The following is a 25,828-nucleotide window of genomic DNA, read 5'->3' on the forward strand; positions in this document are numbered from 1 at the left end:
TGACGATCGCCACGCCGTGCAGTTCGGCGACCATATCGTCGTTCAACCGCGCTGAATGTCTACTGGCACACTGTGCGTGTGGGGAGCACTTTCACGATTCGACAGGCAGCAACCGACGACTACGACGCCATTATCGCCGTGGTCGATCTCTGGTGGGGGCGGCCGGTTGCGGCATCGCTGCCGAGGCTGTTCCTCGAACACTTCGCGCGTACCAGCCTGATCGCCGAGCAGGATGGTGAGCTCGCGGGCTTCCTGATCGGGTTTCCGTCTCCGGACAATCCAATTGAGGCCTACATCCACTTCGCGGGAATTCACCCTGACCATCGCGGCACCGGTCTGGCCCGGCAGCTCTATGACCGCTTCGTCACCACGGCGAAAGCCGCAGGGCGACAGTCGATTCGAGCCATCACTTCACCGAACAATGACGCCTCCATCGCATTTCACAAGGCGATGGGCTTCGACGTGGCCGGCCCGATCATGAACTACAACGGTCCCGGGAAGCACATGATGACCTTCACGCTCCACCTACCGGGCTAGCTGCGGCCAACAGTTCTCGCATCCTTGTAGTAAACCGATTGGTGTACTAGATTTCGCTTCAGCCGTGGCACGGTCGCTGCGGAGTGAGGAGGCATGTGTGCGCCGGATTCTGTGCACGATCCAGCAGGGCAGTCTGACGTCCTCGCAGTTCCGAGCCGCGGAGCGGGCGCTCGGCGAGGCGTATCGGCAGTCGCTGGGAAGCACCGACCGCACCGTGGTGGTGTGGTGTGAGATCCCGAAAGGGCAGTCCTACACCGAGAATCGTCCGTCGACCATGTCGTGGGTACTGGCCGAAACCGATGACGGTCTCGACGCCACGCGCCGCGAAAACGCCATGCGTGCGATGAGTCGATCCTGGAACGCCATCACCGGCGCGGGCCCCAACGACCTCATGCTCGCCCTGGTCGACAGCGCGCTCTTCAGCCGCTACCTCGAACTCAACCGCGCCCGAATCCGCCCGACCGCCCGGCCCATGTTCCTGCTCCGCACCCTCACCCACCTCGTAACATCCCGGCTCACCCGGGGCCACCTGGTAATCGCCGCGAACCAGCACGGGAGCTGACATGCCGCTCTACAACGTCGCCTGCCGAGCCCTCCCCGACACCATCGCCCACCAGTCCATCGTCGATGCAATCACCAACACCCATTGCGAAATCACCGCCGCCCCACCCGAATTCGTCAGCGTAGTCTTCCTACACGGACACCCGATACGCACCGACATCGAACTATCGGTGATCGCAGGCGTCCGAGGCGGCGGAAACCGCAACGCGGACCTATTCACCCGCCTCGAACGCACCCTGCAAACCACCATCGCCGCAGCCGCCCACCTCGAACCGCCAGCCGTCGAAATCGCCCTGATCGAATTCGCCGCCAGTTGGATCATGGAAGGCGGGGTCGTTCTGCCCGAACCCGGCGAGGAAGAGAACTGGCAGCGACACTGAATCAGTTCAGGTAGTCCTCTTCCAGCCGCTCCACCACCCACGCCCAATACGCCGACTTCGCCCATTCGTGGCCACGGATCGCGGCGATCAGCTCGCGCGCGGTTTCGTCGGAGTTCGGAACCTCCAGTCGCGCTGCGAGACTTGCGATCAGTGCGACCGCGCCCGCCGCCTCCCGTACCGATGTGAAGGCGATGCCCTGGTCACCCTCGCCGTGATCCCATCCGTCCGGCGCGTAGACCTGTACGACGCCGGTCTCGCCGTCGAGCATCAGGGTCCATTCGCCGTAGAACGTGCCGAGGCCGTAGGCGTACTTCGCGGGGGGAGAATCATCATCGGGATAGCGGCGGCCGAACAGCTCATCCGGGTCGGCCTCCCACATGCCTTTCTCCGGCAGGTTCGCCGAGTCGAACCATTCGCCGTCCACGGCCACCGCCGGAAAGCCCACCTCGGAGAAGAAAGCACGGGACTCGGCGTGCTCCAGCCGCTCAGGCAACTCGGCCGGACGCCACAGCGCGTCACCGCCGACCTGCACGGCCAGCCACTCGGGCGTGGGCTCGGCCGCCTTGTTGATCTCGATCGCCATGGGGCCATTTAACATCGGGTCCACTCCGGGGCACCGCATGGGACAGGATGGGGTGATGACGTCGATTCCGGAAAGCCGTTCACTCCCAACTGGTCCCGTGCCGGTCAGCGACTACGACAGCATCGCCGAGGGGTATACCGCCGAGAACGAGACCAGCCTGCTGAACGCGTACTACGAGCGGCCCGCGATGCTGGAGTTGGCCGGGAATGTGCGGGGTCGGCGGATTCTCGATGCCGGTTGCGGGTCGGGTCCACTGTCCGCCAAGCTCCGTGATCGCGGCGCGATCGTGAGCGGAATCGACGCGAGCGCCGCGATGGTGGAGCTGGCCCGACAACGGCTCGGCTCCGACGCGGATCTGTGGATCGCGAATCTCGCTGAGCCACTGCCGTTTCCGGATGCTGCGTTCGACGATGTGGTCGCGTCCCTGGTGCTGCACTACTTGCGCGACTGGGGACCAGCACTGGCGGAACTGCGCCGCGTACTGACCCCCGGCGGGCGACTCATCATCTCGGTCGAGCATCCATTCGCGATCTTCATCGGGCAACGCGAGGCCGGGAACAAGACCAACTACTTCGACACCCGCAGCCGAGTCGAAGAATGGACCATGGGCGGCCAGACCGCCCAGCTGACCTTCTGGGACCGACCACTGCACGAGATGACGGCCGCCTTCATCGCAGCGGGCTTCCGCATCGACACGATCAGCGAACCCCCGGCCGTACCCGCAGCCCGCGACCTGTTCCCCGAAGTATTCGGCGAGGCCACCGGCACAAGCTTCCTGGCCTTCCTATTCTTCGTCCTACAGTCCGACTGAGCCCCACCAGTGGATTCCGCGGTCGTCGACCCGGAGGCTGTTCCGCACCGATCCCAGCTCGCCGAGGTCAACCCTGAGCGGTAATTGCTTTGCCTGGCGAAAGTCTCGCTGGTTAAGGTGAGGCCGTGACCATTTCTCGCGGGAAGGGCGCCGCACGCCCGAGCCGGTAATGCCATCGAAAGATGCTGGGCGCCACGGCGAGTCGCGAATCGACTATTCATCCAGGCGTGGGGGTTGCCGCTATATGTCCGGTCCGTTGTCAATTCGCCGTGTCCCGGGTGACCGCCCATTCGCCGAGATCGGCAGGCCGTCGGCTGTCGTTGTCAATGCTCGCCATGGCCTGGTTGCGATAGGCGGCGACATGGGTTACCTGCAATGGTCCGGTTGCGGCACTGCCGACAGCAGGTTTCGGCAGTATCGGGTGGGAATCTATGGCGCGTACGACCTTCGATGCCGGTGGGTCGCGCAGTCCAGGTGGCCGGTGCATTCGATCGCCTTTCATCCGACATTGCCGCTTGTGGCCGTTGGCACCGGTGCGTACGACGGCGGATACTCCTACGACGGTGAGTTGCTGATTTTCGAACTGTGGTCGGGCCGGTCGACTTCGGTATTGCGTTGGCCGCGTGAGATATTGCGGGTCGAATGGGCCGGCGAGCGGGCCGTGCGGCTGCTGTTGGCTCCGAACAGCGACTTTCCCGATGGTGAATACGACGAGAAGGCTTACAGGACTGCCTTTTCCGCGGTCGTGGAAAGGCCGGACTGGACCGCTGTCGCCGCGGACTCGGTGGACAATGACGAACTCGGCGGAGTTCGAATCGACTTTTCCCGTCCCGCAACGGAATTGCTAACCGACCAGGCCGCGTCGGCGCTCGCGGGATTGACCGGCCGGCGGTTCGAGTCGCACCTGCACGTGTGGGATGTCCAGCTGCTGCCGGACGGTCGTGTACTGGCCTGCGCGGATGGCGTGCTGGCCGAATCATGGCTCCCCGATGGGCAATTGGAGTGGCGCATCCCGGACGAGGAGGGCGGTCGGCAAATCGCGGTCCGGGACGGACAGCTCGACGCGTGGGTCAATGCGGAGCGGAGGGTGCGCTGGATACATGACGAACGGGGAGCCGCAGAGCCGATCCTGGTCCGGATATCCCTCGCGGACGGCAAGCAGCTCGACACGCTGCCCCTCGAATCCTCCGTGGTCTTCACCACCCGAGAGGATGGCTGGCTCGCGCTGCGTCCGACAGAGCATGAGCGCAAAGCGGACTGGGTAGCGCTGATCGAACCTTCGGCGCACTCCCCCGAAATTCGTTTTCCACTAGGCAGTTTCGACCTCTTCAACCATCCTTTCCCGATCCGTCGCAGCAGTCGGCTCCTATTTCTCCAGGGCAACGACAACGCTGCGCCATGGCAGGACAAACGCGTGGTCAGCATCGACCCGACGGACTGCGATGACGAGCGTTCCGTGCGGGAGCTATTCCCCCTCGAATGGGATAGCGAGCGCGCCGGACACCTTTTCGGTGGTCCGGGTATCGAGATCGATAGCCCGGGGAATAAGGACCTCGTGCACGCCGGAGCCGTCCACAACGGGGCAGGGCTGCTGCCGGGGAACGCCTTCGTCGTTCGGCGGAACGGCGCGGACGGGGCCGCGCGCTGGGTCTTCACGGCGGATTTCCCGGTCACCGCCCTGGACGGCGACGAGAATACGATTTACGCCGCCTTCAATTCCGGTGAGCTGGTGGCCATTCGAACCTCGGATGGAACGGTGCGCTGGCGGCAACACCTCGAGGTCGACCGCCAGGGCGTGGTTCCCCTGTCGCTCACCCTCGCCGCACCGGGACGACTACTGATCGGAACCGTGGACGGGCGCATCCTCGATTGCGCGGTCGAATAGAACTACGAGGCCGACTGACCAAACGGCGAACTCGCATGTCGACGAGGTTCAGCGGTGGCAGCGCCGGGGGCCAGCGGTTATGGTCGCGCCGTGTCATCGACGATGAGGAACCACACGTGACCAACAGTGCGTCCCCCGGTTCGTCGACGGGGCAGCTCGCTCGTAGCCTCGGCACGGGCGATGCCGTGGTGGTCGGGCTCGGCGCGATGATCGGGGCGGGGATATTCGCCTCGCTCGGTCCTGCCGCGCACGCGGCCGGGTCAGGTCTGCTGGTGGGGCTGGTCGTGGCGGGTGTGGTCGCGTACTGCAATGCGACGTCCTCCGCGCGGCTGGCGGCGCGGTATCCGGCCTCGGGTGGCACCTACGTCTACGGTCGTGAGCGGCTCGGCGAGTTCTGGGGTTATCTGGCGGGCTGGAGTTTCGTTGTCGGCAAGAGTGCGTCGTGCGCGGCGATGGCGTTGACGGTCGGCGTGTATCTCTGGCCGGGGCACGCGCATGCGGTTGCGGTGGCGGCGGTGGCGGGTCTGACCGCGATGAACTACGGCGGAATTCAGAAGTCCGCGTGGGTGACCCGGGTGATTGTCGGGGTAGTGCTCGCGGTGCTGGCGGCGGTGGTCACCGCCGCGTTCACCAGCGGTCATACCGATACCGCGCGCCTCGGGATCGACGGCGACACCACGGTCACCGGCGTCATGCAGGCAGCGGGACTGCTGTTCTTCGCGTTCGCCGGATACGCGCGCATCGCGACGCTCGGTGAGGAAGTCCGCGATCCCGCGCGCACCATTCCGCGGGCCATCCCGATCGCGTTGGGGATCACACTGCTGGTCTATGCGACTGTGGCCATCGCGGCCCTGCTTGTTCTTGGACCACAACGACTCTCGATCGCGGCGGCTCCACTATCCGAGCTGGTGCGGGCATCCGGTCACCAATGGCTGGTGCCGGTTGTACGAGTAGGCGCGGCGGTCGCGGCGCTGGGCTCGCTGCTGGCGTTGATCCTGGGCGTTTCTCGCACTACATTCGCGATGGCGCGAGATCACCATCTGCCCGCGGCACTCGCCGCGGTGCATCCGCGATTCCGGGTCCCCCATCGCGCTGAGCTCGCCGTCGGCGTGGTGGTGGCAATCGCTTCCGCCACAACCGATCTGCGTGCCGCGATCGGTTTCTCATCCTTCGGTGTCTTGCTCTACTACGCCGTCGCCAACGTCGCTGCCTGGACCCTCACCGCGGCTGAGCGCCGCCCGCCACGGGCGATCCCGATCATTGGGCTCATCGGTTGTCTCACACTGGCTTTCACACTCCCGAGGGGATCCGTGCTGACCGGTGCGCTGGTGATCGGTATCGGTGCGGCGATCTACGCATTACGTGGATTTAGAGCTCGAGTCCGCGACAAGTCGTCGCCGTAGCACTGCCAGCTGTTGCGCGAGGTCGGCACGGTCGGCGACGACACCGGAATAGGCATCGACGAATTCGATGTACAGCCCGATCAATTCGTCGCTGAGCAGCGCTTCGGCGGTCGCGTCGAGTCCGCCGTACCGCCATTGTCCGGCCGCTCGAACCAGCCGGTGATGCCGCCCTCGATACCAGTCGATCGCGTCCTCATTGCGTCCGATTCTCGAGGTGTCGAGAGTGTAGAGAAATCGCACCGGGAACAAGACCCTCTTGGTGACCACGCGCACGCCCTCGGTGATCAGTCGCGCCGGGTCGTGCAGCTCCGCGCAGTACGTGCGATCGATCTTGGCGAGTGCGAATTCCACTGAGTTAGTAAGCAATTCATCGCGACCGGGCACGACGGCAGGCCCTCGATAGTCGCTTCCATGCAGCAGCCGTCCCGATTGCAACAGATCAAGCCGGTCAATCGCGGGAAGCCGATGCCCCGGAGCCGCACCCCGCCGCACTCCCGACCAATCCGACCAGAAGATCGACAACCGTTGCGCCAGTAGATCATCGACCTCAGCCTCAACACCATCCACGACCCGCGCGACCCCCTCCCACAGGTCAACCGCCGTCGCGTCGTTCAACACGATCGCCAGATCGACATCGCTGACCAGCGGAGCGAACCCACCGTGCGCGAGACTCCCGATGGCGTAGCACGCAGCCAAATTCGCCCCGAACTCCCTGCGCGCGTGCGCCACCGCCGCCACCAGAACCCGCTCACCGTCCCGCGTACCAGTCCCGTCCACCGCACCATTGTGTCCCGCCCGGGAAGTACAGTGCCAAGGTGGCAGTCACCGTGGAAACCCTGACCGTGGTCGATGACGAGATCGTCGAGGCGTTCGACCGCCTCCTCCCTCAACTCTCGACAACCGCACCCCACCTCGATCGAACAGCCCTCACCCGCCTGGCCGCCGCAGAATCAACCACCGTCCTGATCGCCCGCTCCAACGGAAAGATCGTCGGCACACTGACTCTGGTGATGTTTCCACTCCCCTCGGGCCTCCGAGCACGAGTCGAAGACGTCGTAGTAGACGACTCCGCACGCAGCCAGGGCGTAGGCGGAATTCTCATCGAGGAAGCGAAATCCCGAGCCGCTGCCGCCGGCGCCCGCACCCTGGACCTCACTTCCCGTCCCTCCCGAACCTCCGCCAACCGCCTCTACGAATGCCTCGGCTTCCACCCCCGAGACTCCCGCGTCTACCGCTTCACTCCGGCTACTTGAGCCCACACGTTGGTACGACACCTCGTACCTGCGGATTGTGGTAGGCAGGTGATGGAGCTCCAGAGCGAGGCTCGGAGCGATGAGCTTCCTGGGGGCAGGATGACCGCGATAGCCAAGTTCGGGGCGATCTCGCTTGATAGCAGGGATCCGCATGCGCTGGGGCAGTTTTATAAAGCGTTGTTGGACTTCGAGATTCGGTATGAGACCGAGGAGATTGTGGTGTTGCGCGGGGGTGGGGTGATGTTGACGATCGAGCGGGTGGTCGATCATGTTGCGCCGGATTGGCCGGGGAATGGGGTGCCCAAGCAGATGCATTTGGATTTGTTTGTGGCGGAGTTGGATAGTGGGGAGGCGGCGGCGATTGCGATTGGGGCGGTGAAGCCGGAGTTTCAGCCTGCGCCGGATCGGTGGCGGGTGCTGTTGGATCCGTCGGGGCACCCGTTCTGTTTGACGGTGCCGCCCGCCGTTTGAGTTGTGCCGCTAGTCGATTCGCGTCGTCGGGAGCGGTAGCGCCTCGCGCGGGACTATGCGGCGGGTGTGGGCATAGACGGCGGCGTGGACTCGGTCGCGGACGCCGAGTTTGGCCAGGACGTTGGAGACGTGGGTTTTGACTGTTTGCTCGCCGACGCCGAGGATGCGGGCGATTTCGGGGTTGGTGTACGCGTTGGCTATCAGGAGTAGGACCTGATGTTCACGGGCGGTGAGGGATTCGAGTTCGGGGGCGGCGGGGAACGGGTCGATGCCGGTGGCGAGGCGGGCCATGAGGCGGCGGGTCAGGCTGGGGTCGATGAGGGCGGTGCCGTGGGCGGCGGTGCGGATGGCGGAGAGTAGGCCCGCCGCGGGCAGGGTTTTGCTGAGGAATCCGGCCGCACCGAGACTCATTGCGCGGTAGAGGTTTTCATCGGATTCGTGGTTCGTGAGCGTCAGGATACGGGTGGGGCTCTCCGGCGCGCTCGCGGCGGACTCGAGGCCGGGCATATCCAGGCTGAGCAGGGCGACATCAGGTTGCAGACGCTGGATTTCGCGTAGGGCGGCAGCGCCGTCACCGACCTCGGCGACGCATTCGATATCGGGCTGGGAACTGATCACCGAGCGCAGCCCGGACCGGAACACCAGGTGGCCGTCGGCGATCAGCACCGAAATGGTCGACAGCGCCGCGGCATCGGGGGCCGCGGGGGTGTGCTCGGCCTGGCTGGCGACCTCGACGGGAGCGGGGAGCGGCGCATTGCCGACCGTTCCGCTGACCGTGAGGGTGGCCGCGGTGACCGCGACCGCGAGTGATGACGCGGCCCGCAGCAGTGGACGTCCCGACGTATTCGTGGCCATACCTTTCGACTCTAAGGTCAGCGCAGGAAACCTTCATAGTTCCGGTTCAGCAGCTGACTCTCGATCTGTTTGACCGTATCAAGGCCGACGCTCACCACGATCAGCACCGACGTGCCGCCGAGCGCCAGGGTTTGGGTGGTGTCGGTGGCGCCGAAATGCAGCAGCAGGTTCGGCAGCACCGCGACCACGCCCAGGTAGAGCGATCCGGGCAGCGTAATGCGGCTCAGGACGTAGCTGAGGTAGTCCGAGGTCGGCTTCCCCGGGCGATACCCCGGGATGAACCCGGCGAACTTCTTCATCTCGTCCGCGCGCTCCTCCGGATTGAAGGTGATCGCGACATAGAAGTACGTGAAGAACACGATCATCGCGAAGTAGACCCCGACATACACCGGGCTACTCGGATTCACCAGATACTTCTTGATCAGCACCTGCCACGTGGCCGGGTCACCCGAATCACTTTGAGTCAACTGCGCCAACAGATTCGGCAGATACAGCAGCGATGATGCGAAGATCACCGGAATGACCCCGGCCTGATTCACCTTCAACGGCAGATACGTCGACGACCCGCCATACATCTTGCGCCCCACCACGCGTTTGGCGTACTGCACCGGAATCCGTCGCTGCCCTTGCTCGACGAACACCACCCCGACGATGGTCAGCAATGCCGCACCGCAGATTCCCGCGAAGACCAGCGCCCCTTGACTGTCCAGAATCGCCATCCCCTGCGTCGGAATCCGAGACGCGATCCCCGCGAAGATCAACAGCGACATCCCGTTTCCCACACCCCGCTCGGTGATCAGCTCACCGAACCACATGGTCAGCGCCGCCCCGGCGGTCATGACGAGCACAACGATGATCATCGAGAACAGCGAACTATCCGCCAGCACCGACTTGTCACACCCCGGCAGCAGCCGCCCGTGCCCGGCCAGCGCCACCAGGGTCGAGGCCTGCAACACCGCCAGCGCGACGGACAAATACCGGGTGTACTGCGTAATCGTGTTCTGCCCGGTCTGCCCCTCCTTGCGCAGCTCCTCGAACCGCGGAATCACCACCGCCAGCAACTGAGTGATGATGCTCGCGGTGATATACGGCATGATCCCGATCGCGAACACCGTCAGCTGCAACAGCGCCCCACCGGAGAACAAACTGATCAGCTGATAGATCCCACCCGACTGCCCACCCGACGCATTGTCGACACAGTCCCGCACGCCCTGGTAATCCACCCCGGGCGACGGCAACGTGGCCCCGAGCCGATACAGCGCGAGCAATCCGAGCGTGAGCAGAATCTTCCGCCGCAGATCCGGAGTCCGCAAAGCCGGTGCGAGGGCGGAAAGCAAGAGTCCTCCTGTGAACGTTGCTGTTGCACAGGCGAATCCCGCTATGAGTGATCAGCGACGAGCCTGCCGGGACCCCCGACGCTACGGATCACCCACCCGACTCCACGTCGCCCGAGAGGCGGACATATGCCTCCCTCGATCGGGGGAGGCATACGTCGCGTCAGACCGGCTTTCGCGCGGCGATGAACAGGTCGGGTTCCGGCGTGGCGTCCGGGTGATCGGGCTGGAATTCGACGACTCGCTGGCGCAGCACCTCGAGGCCTGCGTCGGTGAGGCGGCGATGGAACTCCTCGGGTGGATAGCTGCTCACGGTGACCGGCTTTCCCATGAATTCGATATCGATGCCCTCGATGTCGGCAGGTACGGTCGCGAGTACGAAGATGCCGCCGGGGACCAGCCATCGAGCGAATTCGACCAGGGCGGCGTCGATTTCGGCCCTGGTCAACTGCAGCAGCGGGAAGAACGCCGTTACCGCATCCCAGCTGCCCTCCGGGTAGGACAGTGTGCGCAGGTCCGCGATCTCGAAACGTGCGCCGGGGACCTGTGCGCGGGCTATCTCGATCATGCCGGGCGATACGTCGCATCCGGTGACCTCGTGCCCTGCGGCCACCAGCACCTCGGCGGTCGGGCGACCGGTACCGCAGCCGACGTCGAGCACCCGCGCTCCGTCGGAGAGCTGGGTCAGCAGCCATTCGAGTTCCTCGCGATGCGCCGAATGCCCGGCGAAGGCCTTTTCGTAGTCTCTGCCCAAGCTGTCGAATACCTCAGCGGCCGAAAGTCCCATGTCGCCCAACGTAATCGAGTGGGCGTGCGGAGGCAGCGGTGATCGGTGATTCGGGCGATTTCGGATGGTGGCTCGAAATTCGGTGGTCGGGGGTTCGGTGGCTCGGACACACTGCCGGGCATGGCCATATCGGAGAAGCGTGCTTGGGTGCCCGGCCGTAGCCGGGCGACCACGCTCAGTCTGACCTCATGGGTCTTGTTCGCGAGCTCGGGTTCGCTCGCGGCGGCGGTGATGGCGGCGGGCTGGTCTCCGGCGGCGGTGACGTCGGTGCGTATCGTGCTGGCCGCGGGATTGCTGGTGCCCGTCGTTGCGGTGTTGCGGCCGCGGGCGCTGCGCTTCGCTCGGGCCGATCTCGGGTTCCTGCTGGGCTACGGACTATTGGGAGTCGCCGGAGTTCAGCTGTTGTTCTTCATCGCGGTCTCCCGCATTCCCGTTGGGGTGGCGATGATCCTGGTCAATATCGCCCCCGTATTGGTCGCGGTGTGGGTGCGAGTGGTGCGGGGCACCTTGCTGCCCGAATTAGCTTGGGCCGGAATATTATTGGCCATCGCGGGGCTCATGATGGTCGCGCAGCCGTGGCGGGTGACCGGCCTGGATCAGCTCGGCGTCGCCGCCGGGATCGGTGCGGCGATCTGCTCGGCCGGATATTTCCTGATCGGCGAACACGTTGCGGGCAAACATGATTCATTCGGAGTGACCGCCGCGGGATTGGCTATCGGCGCAGTTCTGGTGGCGCTGATCGCCCCGCCATGGTCACTTCCATTTCGACAGCTCGACAACGTCGCGGCACTGGGAAATACGCATTTTCAAGTATGGCTCGTGCTGTTGATACTGGCCGTGGCGGGCACCGTGCTGCCATACGTGGCGGGACTATTGGCGCTACGAGAACTCCCCGCGGTCCTGGCGAGCGTGCTCGCCCTGGTCGAACCGCTGGTTGCGGCCGTACTGGCCTGGCTGCTGCTGGGCCAGGCGATCGGCCCAGCGCAATTGGCCGGTGCCGCAGTGCTTCTCACCGGCGCGGTACTGGTGCAAACGGCCCTGCCCGCGCCGGATCACAACTCCTAGTCGGACCGGTTGGCAGTACCCGCGGCGCGCGGTTGTTCGCGATTGATCAGGAGGGTGCGGCGGCGTTCGGCCATTGCCTCGGACGGTGATTCGTCGGTGGTCAATGCGGTGAACAGGGTAAGCGCATCCTCAATCGCTTCACGCGCACCGCGTACGGCGGCGGGCGTGATGGCGTGGTCGGCGTCGCCGATCAGGATGACCGGTGGCGCGGGTGGGCGGGCGTCGGCGAGAGGGACGCTGCGGGTATTCGAGACGTGAATCGTGGTGGTGGCGTCCAGGATTGCGCCGATCAATGCTGTCGCGGTGGGATCGGCGCCGAGGATCGTCTCGGCCCAGTCCGCCGCGGGATGAAAGCCGGTGTCGCTCTCGGCAATCGGTTCCCGGGTGAGGCGGGTGAACCAGAAGACCGTCTTGTCTGTGGCGAGATGCCCGAAGGAGCTCAGCGGCATGGGGCCCGGGCCGAACTGGCCATGGAAGTGCATGACGGTCGGATCGGTAGGCAGCGCGACGGGATGTGAGGTCTGGCCGTAGATGACGATCTGCCCGGCGTAAACCGGTGTGCGCGTGGGCTCGAGCAGCCTGCGAGCGAGCGAATCGATACCGTCGGCGGCGATGACCAACCCATCGCCGGGCAGCTCACCATCGGTACCGCGCAGCGCACCGGTGCCCAGGTCGATATCGGTGATGGTGTGCCCGTAGCGAATATCCGTGGCTGCGGCACTGGCGAATTCGGTGAGCACACGCATCAGTTCGGTGCGTTCGTAGAGCCGATGCCCGCGACTGGGCCCGGTATTGCGGCCCTCGGGCAGATAGTGGAACGCGAAGCCGCCGGGAATCGGGTGCGATGCGGCGTGCAGCGCCTCGAGCGACACACCGAGTTCGCTGAGCGACCCATGGGCGTCGCCGTCCAGAACCATGAACGCGCCGGTGGCAGGACCCGTCCGGCGTTCATACACGGTGACCGGATGTTGTTGCCGGGCAAGGGCTCCACCGAGAACAGTGCCTGCGATACCACCACCGAGAATGGTGACCATGACGAGTCTCCTTAACGCTGGATGAGTCGGGTATAGCTGCGAGCAAGGTCGACCAGGTGATCGGTACCCAGGCTATCCGCGGTGAGGATGGCGACCGGTGTCTTCGAATATCGCCGCAGTGACCTCAGTTCGATGAGCTGTCCGGCGGCGGGGTTTCGGGGTGGTGGGCTCCGATCGCGACGAAGAGTCGTTCGACGGTCTCGATGGACGCGTCGGTGATCTGGAAGTGGGTGCCGTCGGGGAGTTGGACGTTGAGTGATTTGATTCGGTAGCGGCCGACCCAGTCGCGCAGGATTTGGATGAGCATGGTGATCGCTCCACCGGCTCCCAGCGCACCGAGCAGCAGCTCGGTGGCCAGGGCCGGTTCCGTGGAGCCTCGCAGTAGGTAGGCGTCGTCGAAGGTTGCGGAGTTGCCCGATGAGGTTGCGCGAGTGCGGATATCGGTCCACAGCTCGTTGTCTGTCCCGTCATCCGCCCAGAAATGCACGCCCAGCGAATCCTCGCGGTGCACGAAGAATTCGACCTCGATCTCGGGTACCGCGGATTCCCGATGGGATCCGATGTCGGAGTTCGGCTCGCTCACCGCTACACCCTGTCAGTAGTCGCGCGGTTCCGCAGCCCATGTACCGGTCCGACATCGGGCAGACCATCGGTGTCGAGTCAGAGACCTGCCGGAACAGGCTCTGCCACAGCGGGTTCGGGTGTCCGGCTGCGATCGGACCGCAGGGTGAGCAGGGCGATGGGGATGCCGAATGCGACGATCGCCGCGGCGATGATGATCGCGAAGCGGTAGCCGTCCAGGAATGCGGGCAGGGGTGCCGCGCCGTCGTGGGCGGAGGCCGCGGCTCGGGTGGTCAGGATCGCGCCGACGATGGTGACGCCGAGCAGGGCGGAGATTTCGCGACTGGCGTTGATGACCGCGCCCGCCGCACCGGCCGAGGCCGCCGGCATCTGGCCCATGATGGCGGTGTTCAGAGGCGCCATCAGCAGGCCCGAGCCGACACCGAAGGCGACGAACGGTGCGATCAAGTCGACGAAGCGACCACCCTCCCCGACCGTCGAGATATCCAGCAGCGCGCCGACGATACCGGCAACGCCAAGTGCCACAGTGATATTCGTGCCGAGTCGGCGAGCGGCAAGGGGCGCGACGGGCGAGATCGCGACCATACTCAGCGCCATCGGGATGAATGCCGCGCCCGCCATGGTCGGAGACAGGGCCAGCACATTTTGCAGGTACATGGCGGTGAAGAAGTAGATGCCCATCACGCCGAAGCCCCACAGCATCATGGTGACCACGCCACCGCTGAAGACGCGCGAGCGGAACATCGACATATCCACCATCGGGTCGGCACTACGCGATTCGACGATGATGAACGCCGCCAGCGCGACCGCGCCGAGGGCGAAGCAACCCAGGATGACCGTCGAGGTCCAGCCCCGGCCCTGTCCTTCGATGAGCGCGTAGGTGATCGCGAAGAGTGCGACCGTCGAGGTCACCAGGCCGGGCAGGTCGAGACTCGGCCGCGCCTGATCGCGGGTCTCGTCCAGGGTCAGGGCGGTCAGCGCGAAGGTGGCGATGCCGAACGGGACATTGATCAGGAAGATCCAACCCCAATCCGTGTGCTGGCTGATCACCCCGCCGGTGAACGGCCCGAGCGCCAAAGCCAGTGCGCCGATGGCACTCCAGACCCCGACGGCTTTGGTGCGCTCGGACTCGTCGGGGAACAGCCCGGCGATGATCGCGAGCGTCGGTGGAATCGCCGCCGCCGCGCCCACGCCCTGTAGTACGCGCGCGCCGATCAGCACGGTTTCGTTGCCGGCCAGCCCGGCCAGCAGTGACGCGAAGGTGAAAACGGCCAGTCCGCTCAGGAACATTCGCCGCCGTCCGAACAGGTCGGCGAGTCGTCCGCCGACCAGCATGAGCCCGGCGAACACCAGGATGTAGCTGCTGACAACCCATTCCAGGGCCGAGATGGACAGGCCGAGATCCCGCTGGATCGACGGCAGCGCCACATTGACCACGTTGTTATCGAGAAAAGTCATGAAGGTCGCCAGCGAAACCCCGATCAGGGCCCACCAGCGACGCGGCAAGGTCAGCACAGTACTGCTCCTATACGTCGTTCTTATACGTTGTTCCTGTACTGCGTACATGTACGAGGCAATCAGACCTGTACGGTGTACATTTGTCAAGTGGCGAAAACGGAGAATCGACTGAGCCGGGAGTCGGTGGCAGAGGGCGCGCTGGCGCTGGCCGATGCCGAGGGCCTGGACGCGCTGACCATTCGGCGGTTGGCGCAGGAACTCAATGTCACGCCGATGGCGCTGTACTGGCACTTCAAGAACAAGGACGAGTTGCTCGACGGCGTACTCGGCCGACTGTGGGCGCGGGTGGACACCACCCGCGATCGCTCACTTCCGCCGCTGGGGCAATTCCGCGTCCTGACCGAATCACTACTCGGCGTGCTGCGCGAACATCGCGCAATGGCTCCGCTGCTGCAGATTCCACGCAGCGCTGAACCCTCCCCCGGGTTCCTCGATGCCGTCGAGACCGCACTCGACATCCTGGTCGAGTTCGGATTCGATGTGCCGACCGCCGCCTCGATCTGCACGAACGCGCTGCGAACCACGACCGCGCTGGTGCTCGGCGAGCCGGGAGCCGCCGCGCCGCAGCAGAGCGCCGACGAAGCGGCCGAAACCACCCGGCGCAAGCGTCTCGCGTTGGAAAGCCTTCCGCCGCAACGTTATCCGCACGTTGTGCAGGCGGCGCCGTTCCTGACCTTCTGCGCCGATCCGGAGGATCACTACACCTTCGGTGTCGACTTCTTCATCGGCGGTATCGCCGCCCTCCCACTCCCCCGGTAGGCGGGCGGCGAATCACCTTCTAGGAGTGCAGGTGTACCGGCAGTGAGCCGTGCCCGTTGGAGATGAACGACGCGATCGAGCCGAGTTCGGCCGGATCCTTGGCCAGCCGCATCTCCGGGAACCGTTCGAACAGCGCCGACAGCGCGATTTCGGCCTCCAGACGGGCCAGCGGTGCACCCAGGCACAGATGGACACCGTAGCCGAAGGCCAAGTGCGCCTTGTTTTCTCGCGTCACATCGAAATCACCGGCGGTCTCGCCGTGTACCTTGGGATCGCGGCCCGCGGCGGCGTAGGAAGCCAGAATGGGTTCGCCCGCGGCGATCTGCACCGGCCCCGCGTCGGTGCCGACCTCGATACCCTCGACCGCGTAGCGCAATGGCAGGTGGGCGACCGGCGCTTCGAATCGCAGTGCCTCCTCGATGACATCGGACCAGGTCACCTCGCCGGCGTCGAGCTTGGCGCGCTGTTCGGGCTGGGTCAGCAGCAGGAAGATGGCCTGGTCGAGCAGGTTCACGGTGGTCTCGTGACCGGCACTGATGACCAGCAGCAGGGTGTCGACCAATTCCTGTTCGGTCAGCGCGGAGCCGTCATCCTCGTCGCGGTGCGAGATGAGCACACTGGTCATGTCATCGGCGGGATGCTCGGTGCGGTAGGCCACCAGCTCACGCAGAATCCGTTGCATCTCAACGAAATTGGCCAGCGCCTGCTCGGCGGTGAAGGTGGTGTCGAAGATGCCGTCGACACAGGTGCGCAAACCCGCGTGCAGCGAATCGGGAACCCCCATCAACTCCGAGATGACCCCGATCGGCAAAGGGTAGCAATAGGCTTCGCGCAGATCCACGGGTTGCCCGGCCGGGGTCAGGGCCAGCTTGTCGAGCAGATCCGAGGCCAGCGCCTGCACCTGCGGCCGCATCGCCTGGGTGCGGCGAGAACTGAACGCGGGCCGCACCAGCTTGCGCAGCCGGGTGTGGTCGCTGCCGTAGGCGGTGAACATATTGGCGACCGCGACCCAGGTGTAGAGCGGCCAATCCTGGCCCACCGCACCGGATTTGAAGGCGGGCCAGTGCTGCCGGGCATCCTTGGACACCCGGGGATCGCGTAACAGATCGTGCAGGATCTCCTGATCGCTGACCGACCAGGCGTGGATCCCACCGGGCAGCTCGACCTTGGTGACCTGGCCCAGTGCGCGAATCCGCGCCGACTCACCTTGAATATCTTTGCCGGTCGGGTCCAGCACCAGCGGCGTCGTGTGCTCCATCGTCATTTCCTCACTCGAGTGGATACGGCATATGCGGAGTAGGGGGGAATTCGACGGGCAGCGCGGTCAAAGCTCGGTTGAACGGGCCGGGCCGCCAGACGAGATCATCGATGGCGACGGCCAATCGGAGTTCGGGCAGTGCGTCGAGCAGGTAATCGATTGCGTCCATGGCGATTTGGTAACCGAGCTGCCGGGCGGGGCACTGATGGGGACCGCCGCCCCAGGCCAGATGTGATCGGTTGCCGAAGCGATCGTGTCGATCGAGCCGGATGGTGGGGTCGGCATTGCAGGCGGACATGCTGATCAGCACCGGCTGGTGCGCGGGCAGCCAGACACCGTCGATCAGCATCGGCTGCGGCGGGTAGCTGACGCAGTAGTTCGCCATCGGCGGATTGGTGAACAGCACCTCATCGAGGGCATCGCGGGTGGACAGGCTGCCACCGATGAGGTCACCGGCGAAGCGATCGTCGGTCATCAGCAACAGCAGGGTGTTCGAGATCAGATGGACCTGCGGCTCGCTTCCGGCGCCGTGCAGGGTGACCAGTTGATGAATGAGTTCCTCGGTGCTCAGGTCGGTGGACCTGAGCATTTCCGAGGTCACGTCGGCGCCGGGATGGGCGCGCTTGCGTGTGATGTGCTCGGCCAGCGCCGCCGCCATCATGGCGCTTCCGGCCTCGGCCTCGCCGCCGGAGTCGAACATCAGGGCCATACCCTTGGAGACCAGTTCCAGGGTGTCGTCGTCGAAGCCCAGGATGACGGCCAGCACCCGATAGACCAGCGGATAGATGTACTGGCCCAGCAGATCCGCCTGTCCGGTCCCGCCGGCGAATTCGGCGATCAACGGTCCGGACAGCCGCTCGATGACCGCGTGCATACCGTAGAGATCGACGGTATCGAGTGCGGAGACATTGGCCGTGCGGTAGCGCGTGTGCTCATATCCGCTGCTGCGCAAGGCATTCGGACGCCATTCCATCATGGGTCGCACCGGGCAGCCGGCGGGCACGGAGTCCTGCCAGATGCGCGGGTCGGCGGGAAAATGCTGCGGATCGTTGAGAATCCGCAGCGCGGTCGCGTAGCCGATGACGAGGGTCGCGGGCACGTCCGGCGCGAGCTCGATCGGCACCAGGGACCCGTGCGATCCGCGCCAGCGCTCATAGAGCTGATGCGGATTCGTGGCGAACTCGGCGGTGTACATGGGTTCCCGCAGGTTCGAGATGGTCACAACACTCCCTCTGAGAAGATGAGTTGACAGACGATCAAAGCACGGCGGCACAAGCGAAATTGACTCCGGGACGGCTGTTCGCTCATGGAAATGAGCTGAGCCGCAAAGCAATCGGACCTCCCCACGCCCTCCCGGTATCGGTGTTACCACCCCGTCGGCAAGCCGGTCCTCACATCGGTTGCCCCGGAGCAACTTTCACTGCGTCCGACCCTACGTTAGCCACTCGGATACTGTGTCGCAGCATATTCCCAGACGGCACACCCATCCGGCGCCCGGCATCCGCGGGCCGATATGCCGCGCTTGCTGCGGCGAAGCGAATCTCGTCCGTTTCGCAGGACGCCCAAACATGCGTCGGCCGGTTGGCTGGAACCCGCAGTTCCGCGCCGCCGAGCGGCGGAGGCCGGTATGAGGTGATGGAGGGTCATCATGGCGCCATCCGTTCCGCGCGGGGTATTGGCCCCGCTCGCGTTGGCGCAGTTCATCTGTAGCTTCGCGGGCTCGAACATGAACGTGATGATCAACGACATCAGCACCGACCTTGGGACCACGGTGCAGGGCGTGCAGGTGGTGATCACACTGTTTCTGCTGGTGATGGCCGCGTTGATGATTCCGGGCGGCAAGCTCGCGGACCGGTACGGACGCAAACGCTGCCTGCTGGCCGGACTACTCGTGTACGGGGTCGGCGCGCTGGCGAGTGCGCTCGCGCCCGGGCTGGGCGTGCTGATCCTGGGAAACTCGATACTGGAAGGCATCGGCACGGCGCTGTTGATTCCGCCCGTCTACATCCTGACGACGCTGCTGTTCACCGAATCCGTCGCGCGGGCGAAGGCATTCGGCATAGTGATGGCGATGGGCGGTGTCGGGGCGGCCGCCGGACCGCTCATCGGCGGGCTCATCACCACCACACTTAGCTGGCGTGCGGCCTTCCTGTTCCAGGCAATCGTCGTCGGGTTGATCGCGGTGCTGGGGCGGCGTATCGCGGATCCATTGCCGCCGGACCCGGAATCGTCCTTCGATGTCCTCGGCGCGCTGCTCTCGGCGTGCGGTCTGATCCTGGTGGTGGCGGGAATACAATTGGCCGACAACGATATTCGACTCACGATTGCATTGATCGGAGTCGGAGCGCTGGCGTTGGCGGGCTTCTTCGTCAACATTCGCGCCAAGGAGCGCCGCGACCGCGAACCGCTGATCGCGACGAGAATGTTCACCGATCGCACGGCCAACCTCGGCCTGATCACGCAGCTGCTGCAATGGCTGCTGCTCATCGGCACATCCTTCACGGTCGCGACCTATCTGCAGGTGATACGCGGATACAACGCCGTGCAGACCGGGGTGATATTCACCGCGGCCACCGCTGGATTGCTCGTATCCTCGCTTGCCGCAGCACGTTTCGCACGCAAACGCAGCCAGCGCACCCTGATTCGAGTCGGCTTCTTCGCCAGCGTCCTTGGCCTGGGCGCGCTCGCCGTCTCGGCCGGGCGCTCCCAGAATCCGTGGGCGCTCACACCTGGACTGCTGGTGCTGGGCCTCGGGATCGGGCTCATGCTCACCCCTTCGGTGACCGTCGTGCAATCCAGCTTCGGCGAGGATGACCAGGGCGAGATATCGGGCCTGTCCCGCAGCGCGTCCAATCTCGGCTCCGCACTGGGCACCGCTCTGGCGGGCACCATCCTGGTCGGCGCTCTCACCACCCACGCCTACGCCACCGCGACGCTCGCATTGGCGGGGATCGGTCTCGCGGGCTTTGTGGTGGCATCACTTCTCCCGTCACGCGCCGTCACCGACAATCACCCGACATAGCAAGACTCGCTATTACCTTACGGTCACACCGATGCAACGTGAGCAGGTGTAACTGCGCATATCACACAGACTTTCGTGAAGAATACTCAATAACATAACGGTTGCGCACCGGGTTGTTCTCTGCCAAGATCGACGCCAGTTGCGATGAGCGAACCGGCATGAGGGGCAGCGCCGCCCGGGGAAGCCGGTTCCATTCGATTGCTCGTCGGCAACCATCTGCCATCGTTTCGGGAGGGAACTGTGCCGCATACCGAAAGTGCGCCGGACACACTGCGACAATGCGATTCGCTCATCACCGCGGCCGCCGAGGACCTGGCGGCCGGACGCTATCGGGCCGTACTGGGCGAGCTGCTGCGCGCCGGGGTCGTGGAATCGATACTCGATCCCGCTGCGGGAGTGGGTAATCCAGCGCGCGAGTGCTGTATCGCGCTGGAGCGAATCGCCAGGCACTCGGTGGAATTGGCCGAGGCGGTCCAGGTACAGGCGTTGGCGGCCAATACGATTCGCCGTCACGGCTCCGATCGACTGTGGTCGGCGCTGGGGCCGGGATTGCGCACCGGGGAGATTCTCGCGGTCAACTGCATGAGCGAGCCGAACGCGGGATCCGATCTGTCCGCGCTCGAACTCACGGCGGTGCGCGATGGTGACCGATACCGCCTCACCGGGTACAAGAATTGGGCCGCACATGCGGCGGTCGCGAACGAGTTGATCGTGTACGCCCGAACCAGCGATGCCGGGATCGGCGGTATCACCGCGTTCCTGGTACCCGCGGATACGCCGGGAGTACGCGTGTCCGCACCGTTCGAGCAGCTGCGCGGGCTCGCGATTCCGGTGTCCGACATCGTCTTCGACGATGCCAGCGTGCCCGCCGAACGGATCCTGGGCCGCCGCGACCGCGGTGCACTGGTCTCCGACATCCTGGTCACGCAGGGCCGACTCGGGTTGGCGGCCTGCGCGATCGGGCTGGGCGATGCCGCGTACGAGCGGGCGCTGGACTTCGCCGGGTCGACCGTCAGATTCGGGCAGGTACTCATCGAACACCAAAGTGTCGGTTTCACTTTGGCCGATATGGCGACCGGTCTGACGGCGGCACGGCAACTGCTGTATCACGCGTGCGCGGGCTTCGACCGGGATCCGCTGACCTCGACCCTGGTGTGCGCGCAAGCGAAATTGTTCGCCACCGATACCGCGGCGCGCATCACCGCCGACGCGGTCGAACTACTGGGCGCGAGCGCGTACCTGCCCGGCGAGCCGGTCGAACACTCGATGCGGCAGGCCAAGCTGCTGCAAACCCTGCAGGGCACCAACAGAATTCAACGCCTGACCATCGCGAATCGGCTCCGGACCGATGCCGAGCGCTAGGAACGCCAATGCTGCTGTATGAGAGCTTGATCGCCGCGATGCTGCGGTATCCACACACCCGGGTCATCGGTTCGAGACAGACACGGACCTACACCGAATTGCTCGACGAACACATCCAGAAACGCGACATCCTGCGGGCGACATTCCCGCGAGATGGCGCGCGCATAATGATTGCCGCCCAGAACTATCCGGGGTATCTGTCGACCCTGCTGGCGGTATGGGCCGGCGGCGCGGTGCCGATTCTGGCCGATCCGGCGCTGACCGCACACGAACGCGCCGCCTTGATCGACGGTTGCGGCATCGATGGCGTGATATCGGAACCGGCCGAGAGCGATCCATCCGATGGCGCGACTGTTGCCCTGGATGCCCGGACTTCGTTGCGTCCCAGCGGATTCAGGGGAACGGTTCCGGATATCGCGTGCGACACCGAATTGGGCAGGTTGACCTCGGGATCGACGCGCACACCGGCATGCATCGAATTCTCCGCCGCCGCGGTGCTCAACGCCGCCACGACCTGGGCCGCCGCTGTCGAGTTGACCCCAACCGACCGAACCCTTTGTCTGGCGGGCATTTACAACGGGCTGGCCTTCAACACGACCGTGATACCGAGCCTGCTGACTGGCGCGGCCATGGTGCTGTCGTCCGCACCCCCGACGGGTGGCACCGTCCTGCGATTGATCACCGCCACCGCGCCGAGCATCCTGGTCGCCTTTCCCGCCGCATACGAACGACTGGCCGCACACCCAGCTGAGTCCATGCCACTCGCCACGCGAGAAGCATTGGCGGGCATTCGATTACGACTGTCGTCGGCTGCACGGCTGCCCGAATCCACCGCGACGCGATTCGAGTTGCTGTCCGGACCGGTATGCGACTACTACGGTCTGGCCGAAACCGGCCCCGTCACTTTCGATTCCGCGCCCGAAGACGGTCGCCATGGCCGTCCCCTGCCCGGTACCACGATCCGCATCGCACCGCGTGCGCACGACGGTGTGCCGATCCTGCATGTGCGCACCGCGTCGATGGGCACCCGATACCTCAACTATCCCGGCGAATTCGAACGCAACCTCGCCGAGGACGGCAGCTACATCACCTCCGACACCGGCACATTCGTCGACGGCCGACTACGCCTGGACGGACGGGCCCGGCCGACCCTGGAGGTCGGCGGCCGCAAGTTCAGCATCGAATCGGTGCGCACCGCGATCCTGGACTATCCCGGCGTCAGTGACTGCCATATCGCCCAGCTCACCACACCCACCGGCCGCGACTGTGTCGGAGCACTGGTGGCCGCCGACTCCGGATTCGACGTCACCGCGCTCACCGGCCATCTGCGCGTCCACCTGGCCCGCTTCAAGGTGCCCGAGGTGATCCTCGTGGTGCCCGAACTTCCGCGCGGCACCACCGGCAAGGTGCGCGCCGTAGCCGCGCGGTCCCTGCTCACCGCGACTTTCGATCGAACCGGAAGCGAGAACTCCTGATGCGGCACATGATTGCCGACGACCTCACCGGCACGGTTTCCGCACTGGTGGCCACCGCCACCGACGGCACCATCGACGCCGATACCGCCCGCCGCTCCGAACACACCTTCGCCGACGCGGGGATGACCTCGCTGTCGTTCCTGCGATTGATCGACGCCCTGGAGATCACCTACGGCCTGGAAATCGACCTGGAGACCGATCTGGATTCGATGCGGACCGTCGCGCTCATCGTCGCCTACCTCGCGAAGCAGGGCGTCAAGTGACCCGGGACGGCATCGGGATCGTTGGTGCGACCGGCCGACTGGGTTCGGCGATCGGGCAGGTCTGCGCGGCCCGCGGGGTGCCGCTGCTGGCCGCCGCCTCGACCAGCGGCTGGACCGTCGGCACCCGCGCACCGGCGGTACTGATCGATGCCAGTCGACCGGCAGCGTTGACCTCGACCATCGCGTTCTGCCGTCGTCACAGCAGCGCGCTGCTGTACTGCGTCTCCGATCCCGGTCCGGAGGATCTGCTGCGACTACGCGAACTCAGCACCGAGGTCCCGGTCGGGTTGATCGCGAATCTCAGTCCCCTGCAATGGATTCAGACCCGAGCGGTGGAGCTCTCCGGCCACCTCGCGCACGCGCTGGAGCTCGATGCCGAGATCACGGTCGTCGACCGCCACACCGCCGCCAAGGTGGATGCGCCGTCGGCCACCGCCCGGCTGCTGTCCGAGGCGCTGGAAAAGCGCGCGGAGGTGATCTCCGAACGCTTCGGTGTCCGGGTCTGCGACCATCGCGTGCTGTTCGCCTCCGGCGGAGAAACCTACGAAATCACGCATTCGGTAAGGGATCTGGCGGTCGCCGCGGCGGCGGCAGTCCGACTGGGCGAGCAGCTCGCCCGCGCGGGTGCGGGCTGGTACACCACGGACGCGCTGTATTCCCGCATTACCGCACTCTACGAAGGAGATTGACGAATATGGCCGCGTCCGCTCCCCTCGTCATCCAGGCCTGCGTCGGCGCACGAGCGCTGTCCGCGAGTGGTCACGACGATTTCAACCAGGGCCAGATATCGTGCCGCCGGCCCGGCAGCGCACAGTTCCACATCAAGGGCGCTCTCACCGGTTTCGATGAGGCAACCCCGGCCGATTTCGTCGTCGCCGATACCGATCCGTGCGCCCCGGCGGATGTCAAAGCGCCACCGGAACTTCCACTGCACCAGGCCATTTACGCCGCTCGCCCCGAGGTCGGCGGCATCGTGCACTCGCACGCCCCGGCAGGTCTGGTCTTCGGCGCGCTCGATGCCGAACTCGAACCGCTCAGCCACGAGGGCGCACTGCTCGCCGGGGAGGTGCACCGGTTTCGCGAGACCAGCAATACCGTGCTCAGCATCGAAGTCGGCGCGGCCATCGCGAAATGCCTCGATCAGGGCATAGCGGTGTTCCTGGTCAACCACGGCAGCGTAATCACCGGGCGCAGCGTGCGGCACGCGGTGGTGTTCGCGCTCATGCTCGAACGGGCCTGCCGCCTGCAACTCGACGCGCTCGCCGCGGGCCGCGCCTATTCGGTCTCGAACGCGATCGACGTCATCGCCAAGCGCGACTTCATCTTCGCCGACCTGTCGGTGCGCTCCTACTGGGAACACACCCAGCGCGGCGTGCGGCGCGAACACCCCGAGATCGAAAGCTGGACCTGAGATGAGTTCCATCGCGATCGCGCGGCTGGGCTGGTCCGATCTGATCGAACCGGTCCCCCAGCCCATTGCCGGGATCGAACCGCTGACCGGCACCCTGGCCGCGGTGGTGGCACGCATCGAGGAGATGATCGGCCGCCACGGTGATTCCCAGGCCCGACGAGTGCCTTCCGCCGGCGCCACCTATCCGTACGAAATACTGCTCACCGCAGCCGATTCCGGTCCGCTCGCGCTGGTGGATCTGTCCCGGCGGCAGGTCGTGGTGCGTGTTCACGATCGGTTCCCGGTCGATGCCGCCCGCTATCGATGCCTGCTGGTGGGCAGGCCCTGGCTGTCGATGCGCAAGTACGGGCCGCGCGGGTATCTGTATCACCTGCTCGACTGCGGTCACGCGGCTTTCAATTTGGCGCTGCTGTCCGCGAATACGACCGGTGCACAGTCATTTACCGAACAATTTGATCCGACCCCATTGCGCGAGAATGTCATTGGAGACATCCTGGCCGCTGGATCGGTCAACCCGCCGACAGCACCCGGACCGACAGCGGGCTGGCGCATGGTCCGCGCGGGAGATACTCGACTCCAGGCCGGACGGACCGCCTTCGAGAAGTGGGCGAGCCGAATCAGCCCGCCGGGGCTCGAGCATCCCATTGCGTTCGACAGCGTGCGGCAGCTTCCCGGGGAACTGTTCGATGCGGTGCCCGAGCGACGTTCCGCGGCCGCGCTGAGGTCCGGAGTAGATCCGGGAACGCTGGACGCCGTAGTCGCCGACGCGGTTCACGCCGCGAATTCCGCACTGGCACAACTGAACCTGCCCTGGCCCGGAATCGCAGTTCTCGGTAGCGCGGGGCTCGGCACACCCCTGCTCGACGGCGATCTACTCACCGGCCTCAGCGGGCAGGAGCAACTCGTCGACGCCGATGCCTTCATCGTCCTGAGCGCTCCGCGCGGTGCGGACGAGAACATCGACGAACAGCGCCAAACTCTGCTGTTCGCCGCCGGGGTGGTGGGGCAGACGATCTATCTGACCGCCACTCGGCACCGGGTTGCCGTCACCGGTATCGGCGGGATCGAACCCGAGTTCTGGAATCGCGCGCTGCCGCCGGGCCATCAGGCTGTGTACCTGCTCGGCCTGGGACATCCGGCCGCCGGGGCGAAACGCGACGCACTGTACCCGGGAGCGCACGGATGAACCGCGACTCCTCCCGCTATGAAAGGCATTTCG

General features: G+C 65.3%; 27 protein-coding genes. 17 read left to right on the forward strand and 10 right to left on the reverse strand.

Translation table 11 applies throughout. The annotated features are described in order from the left end of the window. Positions 1 to 72 precede the first annotated feature (72 nt). From ACFVUS_RS24630 to ACFVUS_RS24640, 3 genes are all read left to right on the forward strand, one after another. Positions 73 to 537, forward strand: coding sequence for a GNAT family N-acetyltransferase (locus tag ACFVUS_RS24630; RefSeq protein WP_387770818.1), 465 nt, complete (start codon positions 73 to 75; stop codon positions 535 to 537). 97 nt (positions 538 to 634) lie between these two features. Further along, positions 635 to 1,099, forward strand: a complete 465-nt coding sequence (locus ACFVUS_RS24635) for a hypothetical protein (RefSeq protein WP_387770821.1) — start codon at positions 635 to 637, stop codon at positions 1,097 to 1,099. A 1-nt stretch (position 1,100) separates the two neighbouring features. After that, a complete protein-coding gene (locus tag ACFVUS_RS24640) occupies positions 1,101 to 1,478 on the forward strand; it encodes a 4-oxalocrotonate tautomerase (RefSeq protein WP_387770824.1) in 378 nt (125 codons plus the stop codon). A 1-nt stretch (position 1,479) separates the two neighbouring features. Here ACFVUS_RS24640 and ACFVUS_RS24645 read toward each other — a convergent pair whose 3' ends face one another. Beyond that, positions 1,480 to 2,061, reverse strand: a complete 582-nt coding sequence (locus ACFVUS_RS24645; protein WP_387770827.1) for a hypothetical protein — start codon at positions 2,059 to 2,061, stop codon at positions 1,480 to 1,482. A gap of 55 nt (positions 2,062 to 2,116) precedes the next feature. Here ACFVUS_RS24645 and ACFVUS_RS24650 point away from each other — a divergent pair, with 55 nt between their 5' ends. The 3 genes from ACFVUS_RS24650 (at position 2,117) to ACFVUS_RS24660 (ending at position 6,160) form a co-directional block, all read left to right on the forward strand. Then, the gene (locus ACFVUS_RS24650) at positions 2,117 to 2,872 is read left to right on the forward strand and encodes a class I SAM-dependent methyltransferase (RefSeq protein WP_387770830.1); all 756 of its coding nucleotides are present in this window, start codon (positions 2,117 to 2,119) and stop codon (positions 2,870 to 2,872) included. A 517-nt stretch (positions 2,873 to 3,389) separates the two neighbouring features. Then, entirely contained in the window at positions 3,390 to 4,757 is a 1,368-nt protein-coding gene (locus ACFVUS_RS24655) for a hypothetical protein (RefSeq protein WP_387770833.1), read from the forward strand. Between the two features lie 116 nt (positions 4,758 to 4,873). Next, positions 4,874 to 6,160: an APC family permease gene (locus ACFVUS_RS24660; protein WP_387770836.1), complete on the forward strand. Its 1,287-nt coding sequence runs from the start codon at positions 4,874 to 4,876 to the stop codon at positions 6,158 to 6,160. On the opposite strand, the gene ACFVUS_RS24665 is transcribed toward ACFVUS_RS24660, so the two are convergent. Further along, a complete protein-coding gene (locus ACFVUS_RS24665) occupies positions 6,116 to 6,898 on the reverse strand; it encodes a hypothetical protein (RefSeq protein ID WP_387770839.1) in 783 nt (260 codons plus the stop codon). The genes ACFVUS_RS24660 and ACFVUS_RS24665 overlap by 45 nt on opposite strands. A gap of 77 nt (positions 6,899 to 6,975) precedes the next feature. Between ACFVUS_RS24665 and ACFVUS_RS24670 the strand changes: the two genes are divergently transcribed. Together ACFVUS_RS24670 and ACFVUS_RS24675 are read left to right on the forward strand one after the other, a co-directional pair. Continuing rightward, positions 6,976 to 7,413, forward strand: coding sequence for a GNAT family N-acetyltransferase (locus ACFVUS_RS24670; protein ID WP_387770842.1), 438 nt, complete (start codon positions 6,976 to 6,978; stop codon positions 7,411 to 7,413). A 99-nt stretch (positions 7,414 to 7,512) separates the two neighbouring features. Further along, positions 7,513 to 7,884 carry a VOC family protein gene (locus ACFVUS_RS24675; RefSeq protein WP_387770845.1) on the forward strand — a complete coding sequence of 124 codons (372 nt, stop codon included), beginning with the start codon at positions 7,513 to 7,515 and terminating at the stop codon, positions 7,882 to 7,884. Positions 7,885 to 7,893: 9 nt separating this feature from the next. On the opposite strand, the gene ACFVUS_RS24680 is transcribed toward ACFVUS_RS24675, so the two are convergent. From ACFVUS_RS24680 to ACFVUS_RS24690, 3 genes are all read right to left on the reverse strand, one after another. After that, positions 7,894 to 8,739: a LuxR C-terminal-related transcriptional regulator gene (locus ACFVUS_RS24680; RefSeq protein ID WP_387770848.1), complete on the reverse strand. Its 846-nt coding sequence runs from the start codon at positions 8,737 to 8,739 to the stop codon at positions 7,894 to 7,896. Between the two features lie 17 nt (positions 8,740 to 8,756). Then, positions 8,757 to 10,076 carry a preprotein translocase subunit SecY gene (gene secY / locus ACFVUS_RS24685; protein ID WP_387770851.1) on the reverse strand — a complete coding sequence of 440 codons (1,320 nt, stop codon included), beginning with the start codon at positions 10,074 to 10,076 and terminating at the stop codon, positions 8,757 to 8,759. A gap of 160 nt (positions 10,077 to 10,236) precedes the next feature. Next, entirely contained in the window at positions 10,237 to 10,860 is a 624-nt protein-coding gene (locus ACFVUS_RS24690) for a class I SAM-dependent methyltransferase (RefSeq protein ID WP_387770853.1), read from the reverse strand. A gap of 120 nt (positions 10,861 to 10,980) precedes the next feature. Here ACFVUS_RS24690 and ACFVUS_RS24695 point away from each other — a divergent pair, with 120 nt between their 5' ends. Further along, positions 10,981 to 11,925: a DMT family transporter gene (locus ACFVUS_RS24695; RefSeq protein ID WP_387770856.1), complete on the forward strand. Its 945-nt coding sequence runs from the start codon at positions 10,981 to 10,983 to the stop codon at positions 11,923 to 11,925. On the opposite strand, the gene ACFVUS_RS24700 is transcribed toward ACFVUS_RS24695, so the two are convergent. The 3 genes from ACFVUS_RS24700 to ACFVUS_RS24710 all read right to left on the reverse strand — a co-directional run bounded on the left by ACFVUS_RS24700 (position 11,922) and on the right by ACFVUS_RS24710 (position 15,056). Beyond that, the gene (locus tag ACFVUS_RS24700; protein WP_387770859.1) at positions 11,922 to 12,959 is read right to left on the reverse strand and encodes an FAD-dependent monooxygenase; all 1,038 of its coding nucleotides are present in this window, start codon (positions 12,957 to 12,959) and stop codon (positions 11,922 to 11,924) included. The two genes, ACFVUS_RS24695 and ACFVUS_RS24700, sit on opposite strands and share 4 nt — an antisense overlap. A 124-nt stretch (positions 12,960 to 13,083) precedes the next feature. Then, the gene (locus ACFVUS_RS24705) at positions 13,084 to 13,542 is read right to left on the reverse strand and encodes a hypothetical protein (RefSeq protein WP_387770862.1); all 459 of its coding nucleotides are present in this window, start codon (positions 13,540 to 13,542) and stop codon (positions 13,084 to 13,086) included. 77 nt (positions 13,543 to 13,619) lie between these two features. After that, the gene (locus ACFVUS_RS24710) at positions 13,620 to 15,056 is read right to left on the reverse strand and encodes a DHA2 family efflux MFS transporter permease subunit (protein ID WP_387770865.1); all 1,437 of its coding nucleotides are present in this window, start codon (positions 15,054 to 15,056) and stop codon (positions 13,620 to 13,622) included. A 90-nt stretch (positions 15,057 to 15,146) separates the two neighbouring features. On the opposite strand from ACFVUS_RS24710, the gene ACFVUS_RS24715 reads away from it, so the two are divergent. Continuing rightward, positions 15,147 to 15,818 (forward strand): TetR family transcriptional regulator, encoded by a 672-nt coding sequence (locus tag ACFVUS_RS24715; protein ID WP_387770868.1) that lies wholly within the window; start codon positions 15,147 to 15,149, stop codon positions 15,816 to 15,818. 19 nt (positions 15,819 to 15,837) lie between these two features. Here ACFVUS_RS24715 and ACFVUS_RS24720 read toward each other — a convergent pair whose 3' ends face one another. Together ACFVUS_RS24720 and ACFVUS_RS24725 are read right to left on the reverse strand one after the other, a co-directional pair. Next, a complete protein-coding gene (locus ACFVUS_RS24720) occupies positions 15,838 to 17,076 on the reverse strand; it encodes a cytochrome P450 (RefSeq protein WP_387770871.1) in 1,239 nt (412 codons plus the stop codon). Positions 17,077 to 17,086: 10 nt separating this feature from the next. After that, the gene (locus ACFVUS_RS24725) at positions 17,087 to 18,298 is read right to left on the reverse strand and encodes a cytochrome P450 (RefSeq protein ID WP_387770874.1); all 1,212 of its coding nucleotides are present in this window, start codon (positions 18,296 to 18,298) and stop codon (positions 17,087 to 17,089) included. Between the two features lie 426 nt (positions 18,299 to 18,724). Between ACFVUS_RS24725 and ACFVUS_RS24730 the strand changes: the two genes are divergently transcribed. The 7 genes from ACFVUS_RS24730 to ACFVUS_RS24760 all read left to right on the forward strand — a co-directional run bounded on the left by ACFVUS_RS24730 (position 18,725) and on the right by ACFVUS_RS24760 (position 25,795). Next, entirely contained in the window at positions 18,725 to 20,098 is a 1,374-nt protein-coding gene (locus tag ACFVUS_RS24730) for an MFS transporter (protein ID WP_387770877.1), read from the forward strand. A gap of 240 nt (positions 20,099 to 20,338) precedes the next feature. Next, on the forward strand, positions 20,339 to 21,460 hold the full coding sequence (locus ACFVUS_RS24735) for an acyl-CoA dehydrogenase family protein (protein WP_387770880.1): 1,122 nt from the start codon (positions 20,339 to 20,341) through the stop codon (positions 21,458 to 21,460). Between the two features lie 8 nt (positions 21,461 to 21,468). Then, positions 21,469 to 22,935 (forward strand): class I adenylate-forming enzyme family protein, encoded by a 1,467-nt coding sequence (locus tag ACFVUS_RS24740; RefSeq protein WP_387770883.1) that lies wholly within the window; start codon positions 21,469 to 21,471, stop codon positions 22,933 to 22,935. Beyond that, positions 22,935 to 23,198: an acyl carrier protein gene (locus tag ACFVUS_RS24745; RefSeq protein WP_387770886.1), complete on the forward strand. Its 264-nt coding sequence runs from the start codon at positions 22,935 to 22,937 to the stop codon at positions 23,196 to 23,198. Before ACFVUS_RS24740 ends, ACFVUS_RS24745 begins: the two co-directional genes overlap by 1 nt. Next, positions 23,195 to 23,887, forward strand: a complete 693-nt coding sequence (locus ACFVUS_RS24750; protein WP_387770889.1) for a dihydrodipicolinate reductase C-terminal domain-containing protein — start codon at positions 23,195 to 23,197, stop codon at positions 23,885 to 23,887. Before ACFVUS_RS24745 ends, ACFVUS_RS24750 begins: the two co-directional genes overlap by 4 nt. Before the next feature lie 5 nt (positions 23,888 to 23,892). Beyond that, positions 23,893 to 24,609 carry a class II aldolase/adducin family protein gene (locus ACFVUS_RS24755; RefSeq protein WP_387770892.1) on the forward strand — a complete coding sequence of 239 codons (717 nt, stop codon included), beginning with the start codon at positions 23,893 to 23,895 and terminating at the stop codon, positions 24,607 to 24,609. Position 24,610: 1 nt separating this feature from the next. Beyond that, complete coding sequence (locus ACFVUS_RS24760) at positions 24,611 to 25,795, forward strand: hypothetical protein (RefSeq protein ID WP_387770895.1); 1,185 nt, start codon at positions 24,611 to 24,613, stop codon at positions 25,793 to 25,795. Positions 25,796 to 25,828 lie beyond the last annotated feature (33 nt).

It is taken from the genome of Nocardia sp. NPDC058058 (assembly GCF_042885355.1).
Taxonomy (GTDB): Bacteria; Actinomycetota; Actinomycetes; order Mycobacteriales; family Mycobacteriaceae; genus Nocardia.